This window comes from Streptomyces sp. NPDC006552 (assembly GCF_040611655.1).
Classification (GTDB): Bacteria; Actinomycetota; Actinomycetes; order Streptomycetales; family Streptomycetaceae; genus Streptomyces.
Genome location: NZ_JBEXOS010000002.1, coordinates 158,998 through 184,747, shown reverse-complemented (window position 1 = coordinate 184,747; position 25,750 = coordinate 158,998). Strand labels below are relative to the sequence as shown.

At 71.4% G+C, this 25,750-nt stretch carries 20 protein-coding genes, 1 tRNA gene and 3 pseudogenes; 6 read left to right on the top strand and 18 right to left on the bottom strand.

The features are described 5' to 3' along the window. Window positions 1–106 precede the first annotated feature (106 nt). Both ABZY33_RS02100 and ABZY33_RS02095 read left to right on the top strand, forming a co-directional pair. On the top strand, window positions 107–973 hold the full coding sequence (locus ABZY33_RS02100) for a helix-turn-helix transcriptional regulator (RefSeq protein ID WP_356489500.1): 867 nt from the start codon (window positions 107–109) through the stop codon (window positions 971–973). Between the two features lie 99 nt (window positions 974–1,072). Beyond that, entirely contained in the window at window positions 1,073–2,566 is a 1,494-nt protein-coding gene (locus ABZY33_RS02095) for an aldehyde dehydrogenase family protein (protein ID WP_356489499.1), read from the top strand. Window positions 2,567–2,572: 6 nt separating this feature from the next. On the opposite strand, the gene ABZY33_RS02090 is transcribed toward ABZY33_RS02095, so the two are convergent. Further along, window positions 2,573–2,821, bottom strand: a complete 249-nt coding sequence (locus ABZY33_RS02090; RefSeq protein ID WP_356489498.1) for a type B 50S ribosomal protein L31 — start codon at window positions 2,819–2,821, stop codon at window positions 2,573–2,575. A gap of 2 nt (window positions 2,822–2,823) precedes the next feature. Continuing rightward, entirely contained in the window at window positions 2,824–2,988 is a 165-nt protein-coding gene (rpmG, locus tag ABZY33_RS02085) for a 50S ribosomal protein L33 (RefSeq protein WP_356489497.1), read from the bottom strand. A gap of 150 nt (window positions 2,989–3,138) precedes the next feature. Between rpmG and ABZY33_RS02080 the strand changes: the two genes are divergently transcribed. After that, the gene (locus ABZY33_RS02080; protein WP_356489496.1) at window positions 3,139–3,627 is read left to right on the top strand and encodes a hypothetical protein; all 489 of its coding nucleotides are present in this window, start codon (window positions 3,139–3,141) and stop codon (window positions 3,625–3,627) included. 35 nt (window positions 3,628–3,662) lie between these two features. Here ABZY33_RS02080 and ABZY33_RS02075 read toward each other — a convergent pair whose 3' ends face one another. The 3 genes from ABZY33_RS02075 to bla form a co-directional block, all read right to left on the bottom strand. Next, window positions 3,663–5,900 carry an FUSC family protein gene (locus tag ABZY33_RS02075; protein WP_356489495.1) on the bottom strand — a complete coding sequence of 746 codons (2,238 nt, stop codon included), beginning with the start codon at window positions 5,898–5,900 and terminating at the stop codon, window positions 3,663–3,665. 186 nt (window positions 5,901–6,086) lie between these two features. After that, window positions 6,087–7,193: a DUF2786 domain-containing protein gene (locus ABZY33_RS02070; RefSeq protein ID WP_356489494.1), complete on the bottom strand. Its 1,107-nt coding sequence runs from the start codon at window positions 7,191–7,193 to the stop codon at window positions 6,087–6,089. A gap of 135 nt (window positions 7,194–7,328) precedes the next feature. Next, entirely contained in the window at window positions 7,329–8,216 is an 888-nt protein-coding gene (gene bla / locus ABZY33_RS02065; protein ID WP_356489493.1) for a class A beta-lactamase, read from the bottom strand. Between the two features lie 226 nt (window positions 8,217–8,442). Here bla and ABZY33_RS02060 point away from each other — a divergent pair, with 226 nt between their 5' ends. Beyond that, a complete protein-coding gene (locus ABZY33_RS02060) occupies window positions 8,443–10,143 on the top strand; it encodes a bifunctional 3'-5' exonuclease/DNA polymerase (RefSeq protein ID WP_356489492.1) in 1,701 nt (566 codons plus the stop codon). Here ABZY33_RS02060 and ABZY33_RS02055 read toward each other — a convergent pair. The 9 genes and pseudogenes from ABZY33_RS02055 to ABZY33_RS02015 form a co-directional block, all read right to left on the bottom strand. Then, the gene (locus tag ABZY33_RS02055; protein ID WP_356489491.1) at window positions 10,125–10,550 is read right to left on the bottom strand and encodes a hypothetical protein; all 426 of its coding nucleotides are present in this window, start codon (window positions 10,548–10,550) and stop codon (window positions 10,125–10,127) included. The two genes, ABZY33_RS02060 and ABZY33_RS02055, sit on opposite strands and share 19 nt — an antisense overlap. A 50-nt stretch (window positions 10,551–10,600) precedes the next feature. After that, a pseudogene (locus ABZY33_RS02050) lies at window positions 10,601–10,738 on the bottom strand (SigE family RNA polymerase sigma factor); the annotation flags it as partial. Window positions 10,739–10,809: 71 nt separating this feature from the next. Further along, window positions 10,810–11,505 (bottom strand): toxin glutamine deamidase domain-containing protein, encoded by a 696-nt coding sequence (locus ABZY33_RS02045; RefSeq protein ID WP_356489490.1) that lies wholly within the window; start codon window positions 11,503–11,505, stop codon window positions 10,810–10,812. 29 nt (window positions 11,506–11,534) lie between these two features. Further along, complete coding sequence (locus tag ABZY33_RS02040; RefSeq protein ID WP_356489571.1) at window positions 11,535–12,629, bottom strand: ADP-ribosylglycohydrolase family protein; 1,095 nt, start codon at window positions 12,627–12,629, stop codon at window positions 11,535–11,537. Window positions 12,630–13,053: 424 nt separating this feature from the next. Then, entirely contained in the window at window positions 13,054–15,018 is a 1,965-nt protein-coding gene (locus ABZY33_RS02035; protein ID WP_356489489.1) for a putative T7SS-secreted protein, read from the bottom strand. Beyond that, the gene (locus ABZY33_RS02030) at window positions 15,018–15,695 is read right to left on the bottom strand and encodes a hypothetical protein (RefSeq protein ID WP_356489488.1); all 678 of its coding nucleotides are present in this window, start codon (window positions 15,693–15,695) and stop codon (window positions 15,018–15,020) included. Before ABZY33_RS02030 ends, ABZY33_RS02035 begins: the two co-directional genes overlap by 1 nt. After that, complete coding sequence (locus ABZY33_RS02025; RefSeq protein WP_356489487.1) at window positions 15,692–16,198, bottom strand: hypothetical protein; 507 nt, start codon at window positions 16,196–16,198, stop codon at window positions 15,692–15,694. Before ABZY33_RS02025 ends, ABZY33_RS02030 begins: the two co-directional genes overlap by 4 nt. After that, window positions 16,149–16,943 (bottom strand): hypothetical protein, encoded by a 795-nt coding sequence (locus ABZY33_RS02020; RefSeq protein WP_356489486.1) that lies wholly within the window; start codon window positions 16,941–16,943, stop codon window positions 16,149–16,151. Before ABZY33_RS02020 ends, ABZY33_RS02025 begins: the two co-directional genes overlap by 50 nt. 9 nt (window positions 16,944–16,952) lie before the next feature. Then, a complete protein-coding gene (locus ABZY33_RS02015) occupies window positions 16,953–17,417 on the bottom strand; it encodes a hypothetical protein (protein WP_356489485.1) in 465 nt (154 codons plus the stop codon). Window positions 17,418–18,130: 713 nt separating this feature from the next. Between ABZY33_RS02015 and ABZY33_RS02010 the strand changes: the two genes are divergently transcribed. Both ABZY33_RS02010 and ABZY33_RS02005 read left to right on the top strand, forming a co-directional pair. Then, complete coding sequence (locus tag ABZY33_RS02010) at window positions 18,131–18,253, top strand: hypothetical protein (protein WP_356489484.1); 123 nt, start codon at window positions 18,131–18,133, stop codon at window positions 18,251–18,253. A 295-nt stretch (window positions 18,254–18,548) separates the two neighbouring features. Further along, window positions 18,549–19,716, top strand: a pseudogene (locus tag ABZY33_RS02005) (IS110 family transposase); the annotation flags it as partial. A gap of 842 nt (window positions 19,717–20,558) precedes the next feature. On the opposite strand, the pseudogene ABZY33_RS02000 reads toward ABZY33_RS02005, so the two are convergent. The 4 genes and pseudogenes from ABZY33_RS02000 to ABZY33_RS01985 all read right to left on the bottom strand — a co-directional run. Next, a pseudogene (locus tag ABZY33_RS02000) lies at window positions 20,559–21,425 on the bottom strand (RHS repeat-associated core domain-containing protein); the annotation flags it as partial. Between the two features lie 1,027 nt (window positions 21,426–22,452). Further along, window positions 22,453–22,526: transfer RNA gene (locus ABZY33_RS01995), tRNA-Thr, on the bottom strand. Window positions 22,527–22,664: 138 nt separating this feature from the next. Then, complete coding sequence (locus ABZY33_RS01990; protein WP_356489483.1) at window positions 22,665–24,242, bottom strand: alpha/beta hydrolase; 1,578 nt, start codon at window positions 24,240–24,242, stop codon at window positions 22,665–22,667. A gap of 70 nt (window positions 24,243–24,312) precedes the next feature. Further along, window positions 24,313–25,518 carry a DNA polymerase III subunit delta' gene (locus ABZY33_RS01985; RefSeq protein WP_356489482.1) on the bottom strand — a complete coding sequence of 402 codons (1,206 nt, stop codon included), beginning with the start codon at window positions 25,516–25,518 and terminating at the stop codon, window positions 24,313–24,315. Between the last annotated feature and the right edge of the window lie 232 nt (window positions 25,519–25,750).

Below are 25,750 nucleotides of genomic sequence, written 5' to 3'. Positions count from 1 at the left end.
ATTGCGCAGGTCTTTCGCGATCTTTCCATTTCCGTAACCGGACGAGTACGGGGTGGAGCGTTTTAATGGCAGACTTCGGCCCTTGAACCGATGGGGAGGCAGTGACGTGAGCGCTGGGGACGCGAGCGGCTCAGTGGTGCGGCGCATTCTGCTGGGCTCGCAACTGCGGCGCCTGAGGGAGGCGCGCGGCATCACCCGCGAGGCCGCCGGGTACTCGATCCGCGCCTCCGAATCCAAGATCAGCCGCTTGGAGTTGGGACGGGTGAGCTTCAAGGCCAGGGACGTCGAGGACCTGCTCACCCTGTACGGGGTGAGCGACGAGGCCGAGCGCGAGGCGCTGCTCGCCCTCGTGAAGGCCGCCAACGTGGCGGGCTGGTGGCACAGTTACTCCGACGTCCTGCCCGGCTGGTTCCAGACGTACATCGGGCTCGAAGGCGCCGCGTCGGTGATCCGCGGGTACGAGGCGCAGTTCGTGCACGGGCTGTTGCAGACCGAGGCGTACGCGCACGCGGTGGTCGAGAAGGGCATGCGGGGCGCGTCCCGGGAGGACGTGGACCGGCGGGTGGCACTGCGTCTGGAGCGGCAGAAGGTGCTGGTCTCCGAGCGGGCGCCACAGGTCCGGATCGTGCTCGACGAGGCCGCGCTGCGGCGGGTGCACGGCGGGCCCGGCGTGATGCGGGGCCAGCTGGAGCACCTGGTGGAGATGGCCCAGCTGCCGCAGGTGACCGTGCAGGTCCTGCCGTTCAGCCAGGGCTGGCACGCGGGCGAGTCCGGCACCTTCACCCTGCTCTCCTTCCCCGAGTCCGACCTCTCGGACCTCGTCTTCCTCGAACAGCTCACCAGCGCCCTGTACCTGGACAAGGCCGAGGACGTGGCCCAGTACGAGCGGGCGATGGCGCGGCTGGGGGAGGAGTGCCCCGCGCCGGACGAGAGCCTGGCGCTCCTGCGCCGCATCGCGACCGAATTCGACTGAGTACATGGCTAGTTGATGCCGTAAACGCTGCGACTCGCTGGTAACAACCGTACGATGACGTCCCATCAGGTGTCCGGCGCTGCAGCAAGGATCTCCCCCATGACAACGCAACCGACGCAACCGTCACAGTCCGCCCGGGACTACTTCACGGAGCTGGACCGCCAGTACATCGACGGCACCTGGCGTCAGGGCCGCGGCGCGTGGGACATCCTCGACTTCAACCCGTACAACGGCGACAAGCTCGCCTCCATCACCGCCGCCTCGGTCGAGGAGGTCGACGAGGCGTACCGGGCGGCCGAGCGGGCGCAGAAGGAGTGGGCGAAGACCAACGCCTACACGCGCCGGCTCGTCTTCGAGCAGGCGCTGCGGCTGGTCGAGGAGCGCGAGGGCGAGATAGCCGAGGCGATCATCGACGAGCTGGGCGGCACCCGGGTCAAGGCCGGGTTCGAGCTGCACCTCGCCAAGGAGTTCCTGCGGGAGGCGGTCCAGCTGGCGCTGCGCCCGCAGGGCCGCGTCATCCCCTCCCCCGTGGACGGCAAGGAGAACCGCCTCTACCGGGTGCCGGTGGGCGTGGTGGGCGTGATCTCGCCGTTCAACTTCCCGTTCCTGCTGTCGCTGAAGTCGGTGGCGCCCGCGCTGGCGCTCGGCAACGGCGTGGTGCTCAAGCCGCACCAGAACACCCCGATCGTCGGCGGCTCGCTGGTCGCGAAGATCTTCGAGGACGCGGGGCTGCCGCCCGGGCTGCTGAACGTGGTGATCACCGACATCGCCGAGATCGGCGACGCGCTGCTGACCCACCCGGTGCCGAAGGTCATCTCCTTCACCGGCTCGGACAAGGTCGGCCAGCACGTCGCGACGGTCTGCGCCGCGCAGTTCAAGCACGCGGTCCTGGAGCTCGGCGGCAACAGCGCGCTGACCGTCCTGGACGACGCCGACATCGACTACGCCGTCGACGCGGCGGTCTTCAGCCGCTACGTCCACCAGGGCCAGGTCTGCATGGCCGCCAACCGCATCCTCGTGGACCGCAAGGTCGAGCGGGAGTTCACCGAGAAGTTCGTCGCGAAGGTGGCGACGCTCAAGGCGGGCGACCCGCGCGACCCGGCGACGGTCATCGGCCCGGTCATCAACTCCACACAGGCGGAGGCGGTGACGGGCGTCGTCGACCAGGCGGTCCGGGAGGGCGCGACGGTGCTGCTGCGCGGCGAGGTCGACGGGAACCTGGTGGAGCCCGTGGTGCTGACCGGGCTGCCCGCCGACTCCCCCGTGCTGCGCCAGGAGATCTTCGGTCCCGTCGCGCTCCTCATCCCCTTCGACGGGGACGAGGAGGCTGTCCGGATCGCGAACGACACCCCGTACGGGCTGAGCGGGGCCGTGCACACCGGCGACATCGAGCGGGGCGTGGCGTTCGCGCACCGGATCGACACCGGCATGATCCACGTCAACGACGGCACCGTGCACGACGAACCGCTCGTCGCGTTCGGCGGCGAGAAGCGCTCGGGCCTCGGCCGCCTGAACGGCGAGGCCACCGTGGAGTCCTTCACCACCCAGAAGTGGATCTCGGTGCAGCACGGGCGCAGCCGCTTCCCGTTCTGACCCCGGCTACGCGGTGGTGCCGTAGCGGCGCTCGAAGCGCTCCACGCGGCCCGCGGTGTCCAGGACCCGCTGGTTGCCGGTGAAGAAGGGGTGGCTGACGTCGGAGATCTCGACGTCGACGACGGGGTAGGCGGCGCCGTCCTGCCACACGATCGTGCGCTCGCTCGTCATGGTCGAGCGGGTGAGGAACGCGTGGCCGGCGGCGCGGTCGCGGAAGACGACCGGGGCATAGGCGGGGTGGATGGCGTTGTTCATGGTCAGCGCTCCTCTCGGAAGTCGGTGTGCCGGCCGGCGACGGGGTCGTACTTGCGCAGCGTCACGCGGTCGGGGTCGTTGCGGCGGTTCTTGCGGGTCACGTACGTGTAGCCGGTCCCCGCGGTGGACCTGAGCTTGATCACTGGGCGGAGTTCGTTGCGTGCCATGCGGCCAGTATATGGAAATGGTACCCATTTTCAATAAGCCAGCGGGCCTCCGTGCGGTGAGATGCGTCACTCCCGCTCCCGGCCGTAACGGCTGGTAACTTCGGCGGCGACAGCGGCGAGTAGGGGGATGGTGTGCGGATCAGGAATCGGATGGCCGTGGGTGCCGCGGCGGTCGTGGCGGCCCTGGCCGTGACCGGCTGCAGCGGCGACGACGGCAACGACACGGCGTCGGACGGCCCGTCGTCCGCGGCGTCCGGCGGGGCCTCGTCCGGAGCGGACGACTCCGGTGCGGCCGGCTCGGGCTCGCCGGGCTCCGCCAAGGACAGCGAGGGCATCTGGAGCGCCACCACCGGCGGGCAGGCCGTCGTCCTCGTGGTCGGGGGCGCGCAGGCGTCGCTGAGCACCGGCGACGGGCACCTGTGCACCGGGACCGTGACGGGCGCGCAGAAGCCGGCGCTCGACCTCAAGTGCGCGGACGGGAACACCGACCGCACCGTGGGGACGGTCGAGTCCAACGACGGCACGACCATGAAGGTGACCTGGAAGGCCGGGACCGCCGACACGTTCACGAAGTCGGCGGACGGCAAGCTGCCCACAGGGCTGCCGACCGGGCTCCCGAGCGGCATGCCGACCGGCTGATCCCGCTCCTCCAGGCTTCGACGGGCCGCACGACCTCAGGGTTCGCGCGGCCCGTCCGTCTCGTGCGCCGGTTTGACGGTCATCGGCGGCACGTCGGTGTCCAGCGCGTCCGAGAGCGCCTCCAGCGCCTCCAGGAGCATGCCGGCGCCGCGCCGCACGACACGGTCCGGGACCCCCTCGCCGTCCCAGGCCTCGAGGGCCGCGCGGACCGGCCCCCACCGCGGGACGCGGCGTTCGCGCAGGGCGCGGGCGCCGTCGCGGGTCGCTGTGCGCAGGGCGTCGGCGAGGGCGGCCGCGGCGGGGACGGGGGTGGCGTCGCGCTCCGGGAGGTGGGCCTCCATCAGCATCGCGACGCGGCCCAGATGGTGCAGGGCGTGCGCGGCGTCGTCGGCGGCGGCGTTCGACAGGCCCCGGTGGCGGACGGGTTCGGTGCCGGCCCGGTCGATCGCGTCCTGCCAGGCGATGTGGGCGTCCCGCGCCTTCAGCAGGGCCGCGCGCACCTCCGGTCCTGCCTTGCCCGCCGGGTGCGCGTAGTGGTCGACGACCACGGCCGCGTACTCCCCGAGCGCGCCGAGCCAGTCGGCGAGCCGGGTGCGCAGGCGCGGCGTCTCCCAGGCCGGGTAGAGCGCGTAGGAGAGCGTCGCCAGCAGGCCGCCGGCGAGGGTGAGCACCAGGCGCTCGGGGACCGTCTGGCTCCAGGTCTCGCCGCCCATGCCGAGCAGGAAGACGACGTACGCGGCGACGCAGGCCTGGGACGCGAGCTGGCCGGTGCGCATGAGCAGGTACATCAGCCCGGCGCAGAGGACGGCGAGGGCGGCGGAGAGCTCAGTGCCGGGGTGGGCGAGCTGGACGACACCGGTGGCCAGGGCGACCCCGACGAGGGTGCCGCCGAAGCGGGCGACGGCCCGGGAGTACGTCTGCGAGAAGTCCGGCCGCATGACCATGACGGCCGACATCGGCGCCCAGTAGCCGTGGCCGAGGGGCAGGGCGCCGCCGATGAGGTACCCCGCGACGGCGACCGCGCAGACCCGGGTGGCGTGCCGCAGGACCGGCGATCCGGGCCGGGCCTCCCGCCGGATCGCCCGCACCGCGGCGGGGACCAGCTCGAAGAGGGTGGGGCGGCGCAGCGGCCGGCCGGGGTCCCGGTACGGGGGCGCGGCCGGTGCCGCCGCGGTGAGCGGGGCCAGGTCCGGGGGCCGGGCCGCCGGACCTGCGCGGGGACGGCGGGGCCGGGTGAGGCGGCGGCGCAGGGCCGCGGCCGGGGGGAGCGCGGCGGCCTCCTCGGGCAGCGTGCCGCCCGCCGTCTCCACGACGTCCCGCAGGAGCGGCCCGAGGCGGTCGGCCGCGCGCTGCGCCGGGCCGGAGAGGATCGTCCCGTTGTCGGGCGTGCGGAACGCGGCGATCGCGCCGGGCGGGATGGTGACGGGGGTGCCGTGGCGGATGGCGCGGGCCGCCGCGTCCAGGATCGAGCCGGCGGCGGCCAGCAGTTCGCGGGCCCGGTCCCGCTCGGGCCCCTCGGCGGGGACGCCGACGGCCGGGTCGGCGAGGGAGGCGAGGACCGGGCGGATGCGCTCGGCGACCCCGCGCGTGCCGTGCAGTTGGGCGGGGCGGGTGCGGGCCTGGCGCGGGGTGAGCGCGGCGGCGCTGCGGGCCAGCATCAGCGGCGCCGGGTCGAACTCGGCGACCGGGTCGTGCCGCAGCCGCCGCGCGTAGTCGGCCTCGGCGGCCAGCGCGTCGGCGAGGGCGTCCCGGTGCGCTCCCCAGCGGCGTACGGGGAAGAGGATCACCAGCGCGGCCTGGACCAGGCCGCCGAAGACCATCATGGCGGCGTGGCCCGCGGCCTCGGCGACCGTCGTCGGCAGGGTGATGGTCACCAGCATCATCGCCACGTTCGAGGAGGCGATGATGCCGATGGTCGGGCCCGCCGCCCAGGACAGGCCCGCCAGGAACGTCCAGAGGCCGAGCAGCGGCAGGAACAGGAAGAGGTGGGAGCCGGTGAGGTAGCCGAGGAAGGTGGAGACGCCGAGGCTCGCGCCGGAGGCGAGCGCCAGCTCCGGCCGGGGCCGCCAGCTCCGCTGGAACGTGGCGATCGCCGCCTGGAACCCGCCGAACGCCGAGCCCGCCGCCACCGCCGGCCCGAACAGCGACAGGCTGATGGCGATCACGACCGCGAGGCCGGCCGTGCCGCGCAGGGCGATCAGGGGCTCCAGCCGTTTCCGCTCGACGGTCAGGCCCGAGCGGGTGGTGTCCTTGAGCGCCCGGAACCAACTCACTCCGCGATAATACGGGCATTTGGTGCGGGTGGGTGTGGTGCGCCGGGTGGCTTCGGGGAGTCGCTGCTGCGGCGCCGTCGTGGCTGGGCCGGCCGGGCTCATGTCGTGCCCCGCCAGGGGCGCGGGGAACTGCGCGAGCAAGGTACGACGGCGCGCACTCGCCCACGGGAGCCGCACCCACGGGCCCTATGAATCCCGCCGCACCCTGGCCCGCTCCGCCGCCGCCGCACCCTCGACCCAGCCCGCCTCGTCCACGACACCCCGCACCCGCGTCGTCACCGTCTCCGGGAACATCTCCTGCGCGCGGCCGGTCACCGCGACGTCCCGCGCGGCGAGCACCGGCAGCAACGTGTCCTGTCCGCCCACCACGTGTTCGGTCGCGGCCGTCAGCCGGTCGCCGATCCGGTGCGCGTACGCGGCCAGGAACGCCTGCCGGAACGTCTTCGTACGCTTGCGCCCCGCGGCCCGCTGCTCCGCCTCGGCCCGGGTCATGGCGGCGACCGCCTGCACAAGCAGCGACGTGTAGAGCACCTCGACCGCCTCCAGGTCGGGCGGGAAGCCGACGACCGTGGAGAAGCCGAACGCGCTGTTCCACACCGCGCGGCAGCGGTTCGCGCCGGCCACCGCGTCGAGCAGCACCGCCTTCGCCGTCTCGTACGGGGCGTCGACGCCGATCCGGCAGGCGCCGGGCGCGTCCGTGGCGTGCGTCCGGGCGGCGAGCAGCGCCTCGTCGACCGAGTGCCGGGCCATCAGCTCCTGCGCCTTGGCCGACAGCGCCTCGGCCTCGGGCGGGTAGCCGGTCGCCTCCGCCTTCGCCAGCAGCGCCCGGATCCGCGCCAGGGCGCGCGGCTCACCCGCGACCGGGGTGCCGACGGACTCCCCCGGCACCGGTCCCACCGGCTCGATCGCGGGCAGCCGCAGCAGCAGCCGGTACAGCTCCAGGGTCGCGGTGGCGGCCGAGAAACGGTCCCGGCGCGGCTCGTCGGCGGGCAGGGCGGCGATCTGCTCCGCCCAGCGCGGCGGCAGCGTCCCGTAGCGGCCGGTCTCGGCACGGATCAGCCGCGCGGCCAGCCCCGCGTGCTCGGGCGCCAGTTCACGCCCGGCCATCCGGAGCACATCGGCGGGCTGCCAGCCGCGCTCCCAGGTCCGGCGCACGAACTCCCGCCCCCGCAGCGCGAGTTCGGCGTCGGCGGACGGGTCGGCCGCGAGCAGGGACGCGGCGGTGTCCAGGTCGCCGTCGGCGGAGAACAGCGCGGTGGCGAAGGCGCGCTCGACGGTGGAGCCGGCGCTCATGCCGCTCCCGCGCCCGGCACGGGGCCGGCCGCCCCGCTGTGCCCCACTGTCATTCCGTGCCTCCTCGCGCGCGCCCTGCTCCTATGGTCGCAGCAGGGACGACGCGGCCCGGGACGGGTCCCCGCACGGGGACTTCTACGCGGCGGCGATCAGTTCGGCGGCCCGCGCCACCAGCGCGTCGTCGGCCACGGCGTCCCGCGCGGGCTCCGTGGTGAGCACGGACAGGACGACGGGGGTGCCGGACGGGGTCCAGGCGATGCCGACGTCGTTCGCCGTGCCGTACGAACCCGTCCCGGTCTTGTCGGCGAGCACCCAGCCGTCGGGCAGCCCCGCACGGAACCGCTTGTCGCTGGTGGTGTTGGCCAGCAGCCATCCCGCGAGGCGGGCCCGGTCGCCGCGGTCGAGGACCCGGCCGAGGACGAGCCGCGCGTACGTCGACCCGATGGCGCGCGGCGTGGTGGTGTCGGTGCGCCGCCGCGGCTCGGCCGAGTTCAGCTCGGGCTCCCACCGGTCGAGCCGGGTCACCCGGTCCCCGGCCGAGCGGGCGAAGCGGGTGACGGCGCTGGGGCCGCCGAGCCGGTCCAGGAGGAGGTTGGCGGCGGTGTTGTCGCTGTAGGAGATCGCGGCGCCGCAGAGCCCGGCGACGGTCATGCCGTGCGCGAGGTTCTCCGGCCGCCCCGTGACGGGGGCGCCCCCGGCCCGGTCGATGTCGGCCTGCGTGTAGCGGACGCGGCGCTCCAGGTACGTACCGTCGTGGTCGAGGTCGCGCAGGACCGCGGCGACCGCGAGGGTCTTGAACGTGGAGCACAGCGGGAAGCGTTCGTCCGCGCGGTGCGTGTGCACGGCTCCGGTGCGCAGGTTCTGGGCGAAGACGCCGAGGCGGGCGCCGTGCTCGCGCTCCAGGGCGGCGAGCCGGCGGCCGACCTCGCCGCCGGTGCGCGCGGCTGCGGGACCGGCGCCGATGACGGCGGTCGCGCCCAGGGCGGTACCGGTGGTCAGCAGGGTGCGGCGGCTGATGCGCAAGACGTTCTTCCTCCACGTTGCGGCGGTGCGGCGGTGCGGCGCCGGTACGGATCGCTGGGCCGTACCGGCACCGGCTCTCTGGGGCGCTCAACGGCCCCCGTGGGGATCTCTGTGGCGCTCTACGGCGGAGTCAAACAGCGGCGGTGGCCTGCCGGGGGCCTCCGCCGCGATCTGGCCGAAATGTTGGCGCACCGAAATGTCAGTGGCAGGTGTGAGACTCGGCCGTGTGAACGATCGCTGGGCACTCGCCCCCACCGAGCACGGCGGCGCCGAGCTCGTGCCGCTGGGCCCGGACGGGCTGCCCGCGGGGCCGGTGGCCAGGGAGGACGACCTGGTGGAGGCCGTGCGGAGCCGGCCCGGCGTGGCCCGGTGGGTGTGGCGGGAGACGCACGCGGTGTACCCGCGGCTGCTCGCCGCCGGGGTCGCGGTCGAGCGCTGTTACGACATCGAGGCGGCCGAGAATCTCCTGCTCGCCCACGAGGGGCGGCACGGCGAGCCCCGCTCCGCCGCCGCGGCCCTGGCCCGACTCCGCGGGCTGCCGGTCCCGCCGGACCCGCCGCCACGCGTCGCCGCGCCCGGCTCCCAGTCGCCGCTGTTCGAGCCGCGCCCGCCGGTCGACGTCCCGCTCGGCGACCTCGTCGAGGTCTACGCCGGCCAGCAGCGCAGACACGCGGCGACGGCGCTGCCGGAGCGGATGCGGCTGCTCACCGCGTCGGAGTCGGCGGGCATGCTGGTGGCCGCCGAGATGCACGCGGCCGGGGTGCCCTGGCGCGCCGACGTGCACCGGGACCTGCTGCACGAACTGCTCGGCGAGCGGTACGGGGGCGGCGGTGAGCCGCGCCGGCTCGCGGAGCTGGCGGACGAGGTCTCCGCGGCGTTCGGCCGGCGCGTGCGGCCCGAACTGCCCGCGGACGTGGTGAAGGCGTTCGCGGAGGCCGGCTTCAAGATCACCTCGACCCGGCGCTGGGAGATCGGCGCGCTCGACCACCCGGCGGTGCGGCCGCTGCTGGAGTACAAGAAGCTGTACCGGATCTACACCGCGCACGGCTGGTCGTGGCTGCAGGACTGGGTACGGGACGGGCGGTTCCGGCCCGAGTACCTGCCGGGCGGCTCGGTCTCGGGCCGCTGGACGACGAACGGCGGCGGGGCGCTGCAGATCCCGAAGATCATCCGCCGCGCGGTCGTCGCCGACCCCGGCTGGCGGCTCGTGGTGGCCGACGCCGCGCAGATGGAGCCGCGGGTACTCGCGGCGATCTCGCGGGACCCGGCGTTCATGGAGGTGGCGGGCCAGGAGGGCGACCTGTACCAGTCGGTCTCGGACCGCGCGTTCTCCGGCGACCGCGGCCAGGCCAAGCTGGCGGTGCTCGGCGCCATATACGGGCAGACGTCCGGCGACGGCCTGAAGAACCTCGCGCTGCTGCGCCGCCGCTTCCCGAAGGCGGTCGCGTACGTCGACGAGGCCGCCCGGGCCGGCGAGGAGGGCCGGCTCGTGCGCACCTGGCTGGGCCGCACCTGCCCGCCCGCGGCGGGCGCGGCCGAGGCCGAGGAGGCGGGCCTGCCGCAGGAGGCGTCCGGCGACCCGGACCCCGGCGGCACCCCGGCGCCGGGGTCCGGATACGGCTACGCGTCCTCGAACTCCCGCGCCCGCGGCCGCTTCACCCGTAACTTCGTCGTGCAGGGCAGCGCCGCCGACTGGGCCCTGCTGATGCTGGCCGCGCTGCGGCAGACCCTGGCGGGGACGGCGGCCGAGCTGGTCTTCTTCCAGCACGACGAGGTGATCGTGCACTGCCCCGAGGACGAGGCGCCCCGGGTGACCGAGGCGATCCGGGAGGCCGCGGAGCGGGCCGGCCGGCTGACGTTCGGCGCGACGCCGGTGCGGTTCCCGTTCACGGTGGCCGTGGTGGAGTGCTACGCCGAGGCGAAGTGAGCGCACGTGGCCCGCGGCCCGGCGGTCAGCGGGTGCGCCAGGCCGCCGACAGCACGATCTTGCGCAACTCGGCCATGGTCAGGGCCGGTTCGGGGCGGGTCGCGTCGGTGTGCTGCGACCCGGAGTTGAACGCGGAGACCACCACCCGGGACCAGGGAGTCGACGGTCCCCATGACGAGGCCGGAGCCGCCCTTGTCGTCACCGGCTCCCTTGTGCGTCGCCACCAGCGTGCCGTTCGGCAGGGTCTCGGCATCGGCGCCGAACAGGTCACCGGCCACACCACCCATCCCGGACTGCACATTGATCTGCACGAAGGTCGCGCCCTTGCCGTCGTCGACGACCACATACGCCTGCCCGTCCTCCTGCCCGCCCTTGCCGGTGACCCGGACCCGGGAGGGCAGCAGCAAGGTGAGCGTCTTCAGCGTCTGCGCCCCTTGCGTCTCGGGCGCGGACGGTGGCGCGCGTACGCCGCCGGATTGCCGAGCCGTACCGCGGGCCGGGCCCGGACCACGTACATCCGGCCCAGGGTCTCCTGCACCAGATCCTCGGCGAGATACGTGCCCCCGCTGGTCAGCAGAGATCCGGACCGGTACAGATGCCCGGTCCGTGCCTCGGCGGTGTTTCACGGCGCACGGAAAAACGTGACGGGCAGACGCCCCAGGCACCTCACCCGACGGTTGGGGCATCGGGCAGCGCCCGGATCAGGACCACCTCACGCACCCACTCGGTGTCGAGCCGGGCGAGCGATCCCGTGAGCCCGTCGAGGAAGACCACGTGTCCGCGGTCGTTGTGGGCGTAGAGCAGGTGGCCCGTCACGTCGTGACCGCCGATCGCGCGGCGGATCCAGAGCACTCCGCGGGTGCCCGGACCCGGATCCCGCTGAGCCCGGACCACGTCGTCCCAGTCCCGCACGGGCACGTGAGCGAAGCGCGGGAAGTAACGCCGGTGCAGCCTGGCCCACCAGCCAGGGGCCTCGTGTGCCGGCTGCCAGGGCACCGCGACCGACGGCCGGCCCTCGATCATGGAGTGCAGGGCGGCGACGCCCCCTCGGGCGTTGATCCTGCGACTCTGCTCGGTGACCCGCAGAGCGGACTCCGTCGGAGGCACGGCGCGCAGGTCCGCCAGCGGATCGGACGACGCGGGGTGGTGCGGGTAGCCGCCGATCCTGGGCACCACGACGGAAGCCGCGAGCATCGGCGTGCGCGGGAACCCCGGCTGGGCGACCGTGCGGCAGGCCATCAGCCACGCGGTCTCCGTCTCGGCCACCGGGCGCGGCGCGGCGAGTTCGGCCAGCCCGCCATAGACCTCGCCGAGCCACGCGGTCGCGCGCTGCGCCGGACCCTGCGGGCCGGGACTCCTCATAATGCTCCGTTCTCTCCCCTCCCCGCAGGTCAGCCCGCGTCGTCCCAGACGGCGGCCAGCGCGCTGATGCGGCCCTCGTACTCCAGGGCCGCGCGCCACTCCGGCGGCCAGTACACGAGTCCGCGAGCGGCACCGGCGAACGCGCCCGCCAGCGCGGCGATCGAGTCCGAGTCACCGGAGGAGTGCGCGGCGCGCGCCACCGCCCCGCGCGGGTCACCGCCGACGACGAGGAGGCAGTACAGGGCGGTGGCGAGGGCCTCCTCGGCGATCCACCCGGCGCCGACCGCCTCCGACGGATCGCGGCTCACGTCCTTCGCGCGGAGGGCGGCAGCGGCGGTGTCGAGAGCACGCAGGCACTCGTCCCAGCCCAGGGCGATGAAGGCCCGCGCGTCCGGGGCACCCGCCTTGGCGGCCAGGTCGCCCAGCCACTCCGCGTGGTACGTGTGCCGGGACTCCTGTGCGTAGGCCCGCAGCCGGGGCAGCAGGTCACCGAGTGCACAGCCGTGCGCGAGCAGCCAGGTGGCGTGCGCTGTCAGGTCGCTCGCCGCGAGGGCCGTGGGGTGGCCGTGGGTGAGCGCGGCCTGCAACTGTGCGATGCCCGCCCGCTGTTCGGGGGACAGACCGGGGACGAGGGCGACCGGGGTGACGCGCATATTGGCGCCGCACCCCTTGGAGCCCAGGACCGTGGCGTCCTGCCAGCGGATGCCGCGTTCTAGCGCCGCGCACGCACGCAGGCATGTCTGGCCGGGGGCCCTGTTGTTGTCGGGGTCGTGCAGCCAGCGCACGAAGTGCTTGCGCAGGGCGGCTTCGACCGTGGCGGGGGTGAGGGCGGTTGCCGCGCCCGCGCCACGGGCCCGGCGGACTCCCGGCTCACCGGCACTCGCCTCCACCAGCGCCTCTCCCACAGCCAATGCCATCTGGGTGTCGTCGGTCACCCGGACCACGTCACCCGCGGACAGCGGCAGACCCATGCGCTCCCACGGACCGAACTTGGCGGTGATCTGGGCCATGTTCAGGAACTCGGTGGGGTAGCCCATGGCGTCCCCGATGGCGAGGCCGAAGAGGGAGCCGGGAGTGGACTTCCATACGCGCTCATGGGCGGGGTGGCCGGCGAGTTGCTTCAGCGCCGTCAGACTCGGCGCTTCCCCGAGGGAGCCCGTGACGATGTGGGTGGAACGGGCGGAAGGCCACTGCTCGATCAGTTCGGTCACCGCTTGAGAGGGCGTGAGGCCACGTGCCTTGCCCGCCTCAAGTCGCACAGTCCATGCTTCGCCAAGGCTACTGGCGCGCGAGCCACCCGACTTGAGTGGTTCCCAGTCGGCGGCGTCGTCCTCGTCGTTGAACCACAAGTAGCCGACAAGGTCGTCCTGGTCGTCGGCCACGGCCACGTACTCGACGCGACCGCTGGTCCTGAACTTGTAACGTGGTGGCCCCCCGGAGACGATCTGCCCCGCGCCGTCGTCTTCGTGCAGGCGGGGGTTGGTCGTGCGCTTGACGAAGCGCGGTTCGGCACCGCCGTGATCGGAACTCATACGTGTCTTCCTCTTCTTACTTGCCGGGCAGGACTTCGCCGTAGATGTGCCATTGCCCGTTGTCCTGGAAGGCCCGGGTCACCCGGTACGTGGTGTCGCGCCCGAGGAGAAGTTCCCGCTCACCCATGCCGAAGTGGCTTACGTTCTCCATCCAGATGGCCGGATGCCCCTCAGGGACGCGAAGGTGCACGATGGCCTTCTCATTGGCGAAGCCCCCCACGGCCCCGTTGTCGCCAAGTGAAGACGAAAAGTAACCCGGCTCGGTGATTTCCTTCCCGACCATCTGCTCGGGGCGGCTGAAGCCTAGATAGTCCACCCCTTGCCCCCGCACCACTGTGACGTCCTCCGGCAGGGGCCGGCCGGCCAGCCCCTTGTCGGCGTGCTCGATGTGGTGCAGGACGTCGGGTGTACCCAGATCGGCGTTGCCCCGGAGGTACCCGTTCATCTCCTTGTAGGTGACGGGGGCGCCACCTTCTCGCGAGTAATCGTAGAGTGCGTCCCTTTCGGCCTGCGGAAGGTTGGCGGCGTGGTCGTTCCAGTAATCCCTGCCGTAGGAAATCGCCTCCGCGTCGTCAGCGAAGGTACGTACGCCGTCCCGCATTTCAGCAGACGCGACAGCATGCTTCTGCTCGACGCTGAGATCGGCGAATTCCTCTCTTGTGAGCTTCGAGGTGGACTGGAGACCGTCGTCGACATGTGCCGCAGCACCCTCGTCCAGCTTCCAAGAGTCCGGCAGATGCGGTGCGCCGCCGATGTCGTGCGTCGCACTCAGACCTCCGCGCGCGCCGCCGAAGTCGTCCGCCGCCCGTAGCCCCCTGCTCGCCGCACTGGTCGCGGCCGCCTCCGTGCCCTCCCTCATGGCGAGCCGCACACCGCTCTTGGCGAACCCCGCACCCTTGGTGCCGAGCAACTCCGGCAGGAGTCGCCCGACAAACTCCGACCGGTCGTTCTTGAGTCCCTCGACAGCCGCGCTGACGATGCGCTCGGGGTGCGTACCGGTGGAGACCAGGCCGGTGAGCGTCATGTTGAGGCTCTGGTAGTACGCGGCCGGATGCGTGAGGTTGTAGGGATCGCTGGGGTTGAGGCCCCGGGCGAAGTTGACCAGGCCCGCGCTGCCCTTGATCACACCGCCGAGGAGGTGCGTGGCCTCGACGTCGAGCGCCGTACTGGCGTCGCCGAGTGTGTTGCTCAGCTGGGTCAGGGGCGGTGGCTCGGCCGGCGCATGCGTCAGGGCGGCCGCCACGGCCGCCTCGGCACGGGCGCCGGCTTCGTCACGCGCGCGGCGGGCATCCTCCAAGATGTGCGCGGCCTTCGCGCGCTCCGCCTCACCCGGGTCCTTCCAGGGCTCCGGCTCGGGGCCGGGGTCCTCGCCGGAGAGGGCTTTGACGTTGTAGGCGTCGATCTTCTTGTTGTACGCCGCGGCGGACGCCGCACTGGTGCGCTTGCCGCGGTTGTACGCGTCGATCGCGTCCTGCGCCTTGTCCTGTGCCCACTTGACGGAGTCGGCGTAGGAGTCCAGCGCCTTCGCCGCGTCCTCGCACGCGTCGGCCGCCTGGGCCCACTTGGCGGGATGGGTGCTGATCTTGCGGTGGAAGACGTCACTGGCCTCGCCCTTCCACCCCGAGGCGTCGACCTTCCGCATGCCCCGGCCGACCTTGTCGAAGGCGGTGGAGAAGTCCTTGAGGTGCTTGGCCGCTTCCCGGATCGCGCCAGGCTTGCCATGGACGAGTTCCGTGGGGTCGTCCGTGTGGCCCAGGCCCTGTTCGGTCGGGGTCGCGCCCAGACCCGCCGCGACGTAGTCACCGCCCTCGTGGACCCAGTCGCCGGCCTTGTCCAGACCGACGTGGTCCAAGCCGTCGCCGAGCTTGTCGCTGCCGTAGTCGACGACCTCGCCGAGCTTCCTCTTTCCCGAGTCGATCAGCTCCCCGCCGGCCTTCAGGCCGTCGTTGAGACCGTCCTTGAGGTCGCCGATGAGGCCCACTACTGCTCGCCCCCGGTCCGACCGCCCTGCTGTTGTTCGGCGGCCTTGGCACGGGCTTCGGGGGAGGGCCCGAAGCGGTCGTCGAGCCACTGGTCGTACTCGGTGTCCGACATCCCGGCCTCATCGTGCAGGTTCTGCGGGTTCAGGCCGTACAACGCGGTGCGGGAGGTCATGATGTCGCGGCCCGCGTCCTTGTATCCCTGCTTGACGTTCTCGTGGGCCCGTTCCCAGGACTCCCCGCTGTAGTCCGGCCCACCGAGCACCCCGGAGGTGGTGATGTCTCCCCAGCCCTGCCGCGTGACCTCGTCCTCGGTGGCGTAAGGGTTGCCGATCGCGGAGTTCAGGCCGATCTTCAGGGCGCCCTCCACGTAGTGGTCGGTCTCGTAGTAGGTGCCCGCCGACAGCCCGACGCCCTCCGCGAACGTGTTCCCCTCATGGATCAGCGAGCGCACACCCCACTCCCACCGCTCACAGAACGACTGGAGCTTGTCCGTCACGCCCTCATGTCCCAACTCGAGCCCCGACAGCGCGATATCGCCGAAGCCACGTCCGGCCCCGGCCTCGCCGACCATCCCGAGTTCCTTCAGCTCTCCCAGCGCTTCGGTCAGCCCTCTCGCGACCAGGTCCAGGCCCTCGGCCTGAAGATCCTTCGCACCCTTGCCGCCCCCGTCGGTCACGCCTGCTTCTCCTCGCCGTAAAGGTCCACGGCGGCCTCGTCCGGCACGATGCCCTTCACAGGCGGGAAGACCATCCCTCCGTCCGGGGCGTCCGCACAGTCCAACGCGATGCCACACGGCACGCCGGCCGCCGGCACCGCCACATCCAGCAACTTCGCGCCGAGCACGGTCTGGTACACCCATTCACGGCCTGATTCGCCGCGCGCCCGTGCGTACCTGGCCAGCGCGTACTTGTCCGAGAAAGCCAGGATGAAACGGATCCCGTTGAGGTCGGCCGTCAGCCAGCCCTGCGCACCGTCGGAACCCGGCTCTCCGCCGAGCGGTACCAGTACCGCCGTGCGCCGGAACTCACCGAGCAGTTCTGCGAACTCCCGTCGCCTCGACGCCACGCCGAGGTCTTCAGCGGCTGGTCCGACACCGGACGGCCCGGCCGCACTTCGCGCCTCCGGCGGCTCACCAGGCTCCTGTGAGGCGGTCCGTCCCAATGGCGTGGTGCCCGGCATTCCGTCGCTGTGCACCGCTCCAGGGCGCGTCCTGCCTGCGGCGGGCGGAGTCTTCTCCGCGTACGTGTCGAACACGGAACGGCGAATCGGCTCCGGTGCCCCGCTGCTCCCCCCACCCCCTGACATGCCGAGCATCCTCACACCCACGCCTTGCCGATCGCAACGCGGGAAGACGAGGACCACTCGCAATAGTGCCGGGTGCCGCCGAGCCTCGCCCGGGGCCCACGGAGTACGGCGCAGAGCGGGTCCTACTGGCGGACGCCGTGGCCAGGGGCGGGTGTGGCGGACACGCGCCGCACTCCTGACGGCCCATGGCCTGGGTGGTGGGGTCCGTGGCACCGCTGACCGTGCCGCCCTTGGGCGGCAGTTCCACTCCGTTCCTCGGCTGCCCTTCCGGGTAGGTGACGCTGCCGTCCGCGTTGACCGTGAGTTTCCGGGATTCCGCGTCATCCAAAGCCGACTGGAGCTTCTTCTTCGCCGCGTCCATGTCATGGGCGAAGCCGTTCAGCGCCGTGCTGACCAATCCGCATTCGATCTGCGTGTAGTGGAAGTTGGCCGAGAGCTGTTTCAGCTCCCTGAGTGCGGCGTCGAGGGCCTGTCCCTTGAGGGCTTTGCGCATCCCGGCTGCGACCACATTGTCGATCTCGTCCTTGGCCGCGCATGCCATGTCGCCGACCGCGCGATAGCCGTCGGCAGCCTGCTCGTACTCGGCCGGCTTCAGCTTCTTGAGCGTGGCGAGGTCCATGTCAGCCCGTCACCGAACCGAATCCTGGCCGCCGACGGCGGGAGTGTCCGTGTAGGCGACGTCGATGTTGCCGAACGCTGCACGGACCCCTTCATCTGTAAGAACCAGGTCATGGCCGACCTGCTCAAGTACCTCTTCGATGCTGCCGCAGCGTTCGTCGACGGACTTCACATAGCGAGCCCAGGAGCTGTACACGTCCTGCTGGACGCCGGCGGTCAGGCACCCGGCACCGTCGCCGAGCCCCTTCTGCCCCTCCGACAACTTGGTCAGCGCCTTGCCGATGCCGTCCCGCAAACTGCCGACGCCCTCGCCCGCCTTGTTCCACGCAGCCTTCGTCGACTTGAGCCCGCCGGTGACACCGCTCTGGGCCGGCCCGGACCCCCCGTCGTCCGCGACGTGGTCGATCCGCATATGGGCCGGGCCGCCGCGTGCGGCAGCATCGGCTTTGAGCTGTTCCCACTCGTACCACGCCATGCGCGGCCCCTCCCCCGTAGCCCGGGCACGTCACCCAGGCGAACTCCACCAACTCCCGCCGTGCTCTGTGAGGTTGCTGCAACGGACGTTATCGGGCGGGTGCGCTGCGTGACGTCCGCGCGATCGCTCAACCGGACCTGAGTATCCGTACCTACGCGGGGAGAGACCGGAAGAAACACACCGGCGAAACGTGCCTCGGCTCAAACCTGTCGCTCGACGCACGAGAGGCTTCGAGGATCTGGGCTGGTGGGCTCGGTGCCACGGAGGAGCCGGGTGGCCAGGTCGCACAGACGGATTGGCTTGATGGGGTAGGTGAGCCGCGCGAGAGGGCTGAGTCGCGACGACCGCTGCCGTCACGGCTCCGCACGGCACCACGCCCATGGTGCGTCGCTCACCGCCCGCCCTACCCGGGCATGAAAAAACCCCAGGTCACGGCGAGTGAGTCCTGGGGTTGATCCGAGCCGCCTTCGGGATTCGAACCCGAGACCTACGCATTACGAGGGCCTGCAAGATCATCCCGGATGATGTTGCGAGATGCCAGGAAATCCCGTTTTCGCTGATCAGGGCCTCGCAGCCGTGATCGTCGTGACAGCTGGTCCACCCCTGTGCCACCCAGTCCGCTCACGCAGCGCTCACGCAATTCCGCCGCCTTCGACCTCGCCGGCACCCGGGCTGACCAGCCTCGGGACCGGGCTGAACGACGGAACAGAGACATGACACTCCCTGGTGGAGAGGCGCGGAACACTGCTCACTTCCCCCTGCCCGTCCGCGTGACGCTGCAGCTCTTCCGCGACACCGACCAGCGCCTGCTCGACGGCAGCCACAGCCATCCGTGATGCGCTCATCGCGCCACCAGACCCCATCAGTTGCCCCGTTATCTCTTTCGCGGTCCTGCAAGAGGGCCGCTGGCCTCCGGGCCCGGCATGACTGTTGCCCCTGTCGATGGGATGACCTGGGGGGTGGTGTCACCGGGTCTGAGGGGTGCCGTCGGAGACGCTGATCAGAGGTCCGACCACCGCCCGGCCTGGCGCAATGCCAGGCCGCTTGCGGGCGGCAGGTCTGTATAACGTGGATGCGGGAGAACGGCTCCCGACCTTGAGGCCGGCACGCATCGACGCATGTGGGGGCACGGTGATCAGCATCAACGGGGTGGACGTCTTCCTGGCCTGGACGTCGGCAAGCAGACACATCACGGCCACGGCCTGACCCCGGCCGGGAAGAAGGTGTTCGACAAGCAGCTGCCGAACAGCGAACCGAAGCTGCGGGCTGTCTTCGACAAGCTCACGGCCAAGTTCGGCACCGTCCTGGTGGTTGTGGACCAGCCCGCCTCCATCGGCGCCCTCCCACTGACCGTCGCCCGGGACGCCGGCTGCCAGGTCGCCTACCTGCCCGGACTGGCGGTGCGACGGATCGCCGACCTCTACCCCGGCGAGCCCAAGACCGACGCGAAGGACGCCGTGGTCATAGCGGACGCTGCCCGCACCATGCCCCACACCCTGCGCACCCTTGACCTGACCGATGAGGTCACCGCGGAGCTGACCATGCTGGTCGGCTTCGACCAGGACCTCGCAGGCGAGGCCAACCGCACCTCCAACCGCATCCGCGGCCTGCTCACCCAGTTCCACCCCAGCCTGGAGCGCGTCCTTGGCCGCGCCTGGATCATCCGGCAGTGACCTGGCTCCTCGAGCGCTACGGATCCCCGCAAGCACTCCGCAAAGCGGGCCGCCGCAAGCTGGTCGAGGTCGTCCGGCCCCGGGCACCGCGCATGGCCGAGCGGCTGGTCGACGGCATCTTCACCGCACTCGACGAGCAGACCGTCGTGGTCCCGGGCACCGGCACCCTCGACGTGGTCGACCCGTCGCCGGCGAAGTCGCCGGCCGCCGTTCACGAACAACGCCGGGCCCTGGAAAGCCGGATCGAGGCACTGCTGGGGGCCCACCCTCTTTCCCAGGTCCTGACCTTGATGCCCGGCATCGGCGTCAGGACCGCCGCAGTCCTCCTGACCACCGTCGGCGACGGCAGCAGCTTTCCCACCGCAGCTCACCTGGCCTCCTACGCCGGCCTCGCCCCGGCAACCCGGCAGTCCGGCACCTCGATCCACGGCGAGCACGCCCCCAGAGGCGGCAACCGGCAGCTGAAACGAGCGATGTTCCTCTCCGCGTTCGCAGCCCTGCACGATCCCGCCTCCCGCACCTACTACGACCGCTGCCGAGCCCGCGGCAAAACCCACACCCAGGCCCTCCTCCGCCTCGCCCGCCACCGCATCAGCGTCCTGTTCGCCATGCTCCGCGACGGAACCCCTACGAGCCGAGGAGCCTCAACTCGCTTGACGAAGGACATAGCGGCACCCCCCGGCTCAGGAGGCAGTAGGCGGTGCCGAGTGAGCGAGGATCCGACGCCGCTCAACCTCGTAAATCTCGCACGCGGCGCGCTTGCGATCGTAGAACTCTTCCCAGAAACCGACCTGATTCCACGCGTCAGGACACAGGGAAACAGAGCCAGTCTCAAGCTGGAAGTACTTCCAGCTCGGCGGGATTTCATGCGACGTGACAGCGAACAGCCTGCTGTCGAACAAGGCGGAGTCTTCTCCGTCGATGAATTCGACCCTGAAGAGCGGACTCTTCCCCTCAGGAATGAAAACCTCAAGGACGACATATTCCAGCCCCTCTTTGAGCGATCCGGCACCTTGCAGCATGCCCTTGTCCGCGCTCTCAGGGTTGACGAATCGCGCGCGCAGCTCAATCACGACCTTCTATGTGTGGCTAATTCTGGGGCCTTCTGTTCATGATCACCTTGTAATCATAATTCAGCACTCTACCCGTCTCGGGGTTGTAGTAGTAATGCACCTGGAAGTCCCCGTACGGCGACTGATGGGTCCGCGTCGTGTACTTTGCCCCAGTCACTCAGCTTACTGCCGTCCTGCACCATGAGATCGCGGACTACCTGATTCCCGAGCCTGTCGCCGGGGATGACGCGACGGGACTCCGCTATCACTTCGGGAGTGAGCCAGCCGTTCTCGTTGAAGAGGGAGTTAGCGGACTCTCCGCGTAGCCGGTCAGCGAGCTTCTGACCTTCCGCAGATCCGGAAATGTAGTCCTCATCGGCGGTCTTTCCTTCCTTGCCGGTCTGGTTGAGGCAGCGAGGATAGAGCCCGAGCGGGTCCGCCCATGTGGTCGGGTTGTGTACGTAGGTTGCCGGATTGGGCGCCGGGGCGAGGCCGAGGGGATCAGACGAGAGATAGCGGGATGTTTCTGGGTCGTAGTAACGGAAGTAGTTGTGATGGAGTCCGGATTCCGGGTCGTAGTACTGACCCGGGAAGCGGAGAGGCGTGTATGTGGAAGCGTCAACGTTCCAGGTGGTGGTTCCCCAGAGGGTGCTGCGCGTACGCCACGCGATCTCACCGTCCTCCCCCACGAGTTCGCGCGGAGTGCCGACCAGATCCGTGACAATCGCGAAGAACCGGGAGTCGATCTCCTCCTGCGATGTGCCCGAAGCCGTAGATGTGATGCGTTCGGTCTGGGCGATCGGTTGGAGGTTCTGGTGGTCCCAGGTGAGGGTGACCGGATTCGGCAACTCACTGGCGTGCGTGGTCTGTTCGCACAGGATCGTGCCGTCCCAGGTGAACGTGACCCGCTCGGCGACCGTCGCGCCGTCCGCCTCCATGCGTAGCTTGGCCGTGCGGCGTCCCAGCGGGTCGTAGCAGTAGCGCCACACCGTGCCGTCGGGCGTCGTCACCTGGGTAAGACGATCTTCCGCGTCCCATGCGTAGCGCCAAGTGTCCGGCTTACGGGACAGCCGCGTCTTCTGACGCAGGATGGTTCGGCCGAGCGCATCGTGTTCGTAACGGACGCCGCCGGCGCGGGTGATGCGGGTGCCCGAATAAGCGCGCTCGCCGGTGGCCTCGTGGCCGGGGCGGGTCGCGGGCCAGGTGGCCGAAGCCTGGTTACCCGCCGCGTCATACGCGTACGTTTCCGACCAGCTGGCGGCGTGGACCGCTGTGATGCGGCCAGCCGGGCTCCTTGCCTTCGCGCTCTTTGACGCCAGGACCGGGCTCGGAGGCTTTGCCGGGCACACCCGCGAAGTCGTAGAGCTGGCGGGGCACATCCTTCACCGCGGTAAGCGCCTCGTCCGTGGTGGCGGTGCCGGAGTCAGGAACTTTAGTTAGCGGAGGCGTCCGACGTGTTGGCGTCACCGCTCGGCGACATGGTCATGTCGTCGCTGTCAGTCATGCCACATCCGCTGAGGAGAAGTCCGGTAAGTGCACGTGCCATGGGAGCGCCGCTCGCTCGTGGCCGACGGGTGGCGGAGCGTAGTGCACGGAGCATGGGCCCCTAGGGGTGCTTGAAGCGGGTCGGATGCGGGCCGGCACGCGGCAGTACGGTCCCCGGCCGCGGTGTTCAGTTGGGTGCCGTGACGTCGCCACCTCGGCCGACCACGACCAGTGTCTGATTCTTCAACGCGGTCGTGCCCGGTTCCAGTGCTCACTGTGGCTGTGCCCTTCCAGTCCCGTGGGCGCGTGTTGATCTGGTTCGCGGCGAAGACCTCGTCACTGGGGATGAGGAAGGTGCCGCCGCCGAGTTTCCACTGGCTGCCGCCGTGTCCTTCAGCGGCCGATGTTGGCTCACCGGGGCCGCTGTGTGAAGTGTCGAGGCCCATACCCCGCCGATCTGCGATGTAGGGCTGTAGAGGATGTAGTGGATTTCCCAGAAGGGCCCCGAAGTCCCGCCTAGGAGGCCCACGCCCCGAGTTCTCCGTTCGGGGCGCCTCGCGCATTGGCCGACCATCATGGAGATCCTGCGGCACACGCAAATCCGATAGACGCGCCCCTGCGTCAAGGGCCGCTCGCATCTCTCCAAGGACGCCCTGCGGCGTAGGGGAGACGCCTTCCTGCCTGCCCGGCGCTACCCTGTGAGCCCGCGACCGAGGCTGGAACTGAGACGGAGGCCCGACGCGCGGCCCTCGCGTGACGGCGCCGTCGTATCCGGCAAAAGCAAAAGCCCCAGATCACGGCGAGTGAGTTCTGGGGCTTCCACAGAGCCGCCTTCGGGATTCGAACCCGAGACCTACGCATTACGAGTGCGTTGCTCTGGCCATCTGAGCTAAGGCGGCGCCGCCGCGCGCACCGGAGTGCGTCAGCAACGTCGCCAATCCTACACGGTCCGCCGGGGTGCTCCGCCCGGGGTTTTCGCCCCCGGTGATCACCGGGGGCAACTGCGGGGCACCGGTCGGCCGGCGTCCGCTCACCCCTTACGAGCAGCGCTTTCCGTCCTTCGGCGGGGTGCCCGTCAGCAGGTACGTGTCGATCGCCCCGTCGATGCAGTCGCTGCCGCGGCCGTACGCCGTGTGGCCGTCGCCGTCGTAGGTCAGGAGGCGGCCGGAGGAGAGCTGGGCGGCCAGGGCCTTGGCCCAGGGGTAGGGGGTGGCCGGGTCGCGCAGGGTGCCGACCACCAGGATGGGGGCGGCGCCGTCGGCCGTGATGCGGTGGGCCTCCCCCGTGGCCTTGACCGGCCAGGACGCGCAGTTCAGGGCGGACCAGGCGAGCCCCGCGCCGAAGACCGGGGACGCCTTCTCGAACGCGGGCAGCGCCTCCTCGACCTCCTTGGTGGAGGAGAAGGAGGGCGGCTGGTCGAGGCAGTTCACGGCGGCGTTGGCGGCCATCAGGTTGGTGTACGTGCCGTCGGGGTCGCGCTCGTAGTAGCTGTCGGAGAGGGCCAGCAACCCCGCCCCGTCCTTCTTGGTCATCGCCGCGGTGAGGGCCTCGCGCAGTTGCGGCCAGGCCCCTTCGTCGTACATCGCCGCGATCACACCGGTCGTCGCGAGGGACTCGACCAGCTTGCGGCCGTCGGGGTCGCCGGTGGCGATGGGGGTCCGGTCCAGCTCGTCGAAGAAGGCCTTCAGGCGTTGCCCCTGCCGCGTCGGGGTGCCCGTCCCGAGCGGGCACCCGGCCCGGGACGCGCAGTCCTTCGCGAAGGACGTGAACGCCGTCTCGAACCCGGCGGTCTGCTGCCGGTTCATCTCCCGGGCCGGCAGCGAGGGGTCCATCGCCCCGTCGAGCACGAGCCGCCCCACCCGCTCCGGGTACAGACCGGCGTACGTGGCGCCCAGGAACGTGCCGTAGGAGGCACCGACGTAGTTCAGCTTCTCGTCGCCGACCGCGGCGCGTACCAGGTCCATGTCGCGGGCCGCCTCGACGGTGGAGACGTGCGGCAGCACCCGCTTGGAGACCCGGTCGCCCGTCTGGCAGCCGGACGCGAACTGCTCGAACGCGGTGGAGAGCTGCTGCTGCTCCCGGGCGTCGTCCGGGGTGACGTCGGTCTGTGTGTACGTGTCCATCCGCTTGCCGTCGAGACAGGTGACGGGTGCGCTGCGGGCGACGCCGCGCGGGTCGACGGCGACCATGTCGTAGCGGGCGCGGACCTTCTTGGGGTAGCCGATGCCCGCGTACGCCTGGAGGTAGCCGACCGCGGAGCCGCCGGGGCCGCCCGGGTTGACCAGGAGCGAGCCGAGGCGCTTGCCCGGCCCGGTGGCCTTCTTCCGGGAGACCGCGAGGTCGATGTCGCCCGCGGACGGCTTGTCGTAGTCGAGCGGCGCCTTGAGCGTGGCGCATTCGAAGCCGGACGTGCCGCACGCGCGCCACTTGGGGCTCTGGTCGTAGTAGGCGCTCAGCCGCGTCTGGTCGGAGCTGGGCAGCGCGGCGAGCGCGACGTCCGTGGAGCCCGAACTCCCCTGTGAGCAGGCCGACATGCCGGCCACGAGCAGTCCGGTGGCGGCGGCGAGCAGGGCGGTACGGCGACGAACGGTGGAGGGGTGGCGCCTGAAGTCCATCGAGTGAGCGTAACGCTCCGCGCGGAGTTGGTCACTTTCAGTACCGATGGGCGAGAGGCGCCCGCCCGGCCTACCCCGCCCGCAGCGCCAACGTCATCGCCTCCACCGCGAGCAGCGGCGCGACATTGCGGTCCAGGGCGACCCGGCACGTCCCGATCGCCTCGATCCGTCTCAGCGTGGACTCCGGCGACGTGTCCCGCGCCAGCCGCTCCAGCGTGTCCTGGATGTCGGTGTTGGCCAGCGCCACCCGTGAGCCGAGCTGGAGCGCCAGCACGTCCCGGTAGACCCCGGTCAGCTCGGTGAGCGCCAGGTCGAGCGAGTCGCGCTGCGAACGCGTCCGGCGCCGCTTCTGCTTGTCCTCCAGGTCCTTCATGACCCCGGCCGTACCGCGCGGCATCCGGCCGCCGGGCCCCGCGCCGAGCGCCGCCTTCAGCTCGTCGGTCTCCTTGGTGTCGACCTCCTCGGCGAGCTGCTTGGAGTCCTCCGCCGCCGCGTCGACCAGCTCCTGCGCCGCCTTGAGGCAGCCGCCGACATCCGCGACGCGCAGCGGCACCTTCAGCACGGCTGCTCTGCGCTCCCGCGCGCGCGGGTCCGTGGCCAGGCGGCGGGCCCGGTCGATGTGGCCCTGGGTGGCGCGGGCGGCGGTCGCGGCGACGTCCGGCTCGATGCCGTCGCGCCGTACGAGCATGTCGGCGACCGCGTCCACGGCGGGCGTGCTCAGAGTCAGCAGCCGGCAGCGGGAGCGGATCGTGGGCAGCACGTCCTCCACCGAGGGCGCGCAGAGCAGCCACACCGTGCGGGGAGCGGGCTCCTCTACGGCCTTCAGCACGGCGTTCGCCGATTTCTCGTTCAGCCGCTCCGCGTCCTCGACGAGGATCACCTGCCAGCGGCCCGTCGCCGGTGACGTGTACGACTTGCGGACGGTGTCGCGCATGTCCTCGGCCAGGATCTGCGTGCCGACCGCGGCCACCGCCGAGACGTCGGCGTGCGTGCCGAGCAGGGCGGTGTGGCAGCCGTCGCAGAACCCGCAGCCGGGGGCGCCGCCGAGCGCCCGGTCCGGCGACACGCACTGCAGTGCCGCGGCGAAGGCCCGCGCGGCGGTGACCCGGCCCGCGCCGGGCGGCCCGGTGAACAGCCAGGCGTGCGTCATCTTCGACGCGGCGGGCGGCGCGGCCCCGGACCCGGCCGCGGTCACCTGGGCGTCCGCGTCCCGCGCCGCCGCGCTCAACTCCGCGACCACGCGCTCCTGACCGACCAGGTCGTCCCATACGGCCATGGGGACACCGCCCTTCCTCGTGCTTCCGCCATTGTGCCGGGCGCCACTGACAAGACGGGCCACGCCGGTTGGCTCCGCGGATGACCGCACGGGTTCTGCCCGCAAACCGGGGACGCGGGTTCGGGCGGGCGCCCGGTACCGGCTGGGCGGTGACACTGTGGGCCGGGGTGGAGTCGGGGCTGCGGCCGCCCCGGGCCCAGCCAAGCAAAGCTATAGCCGACCTGAGCCGCCC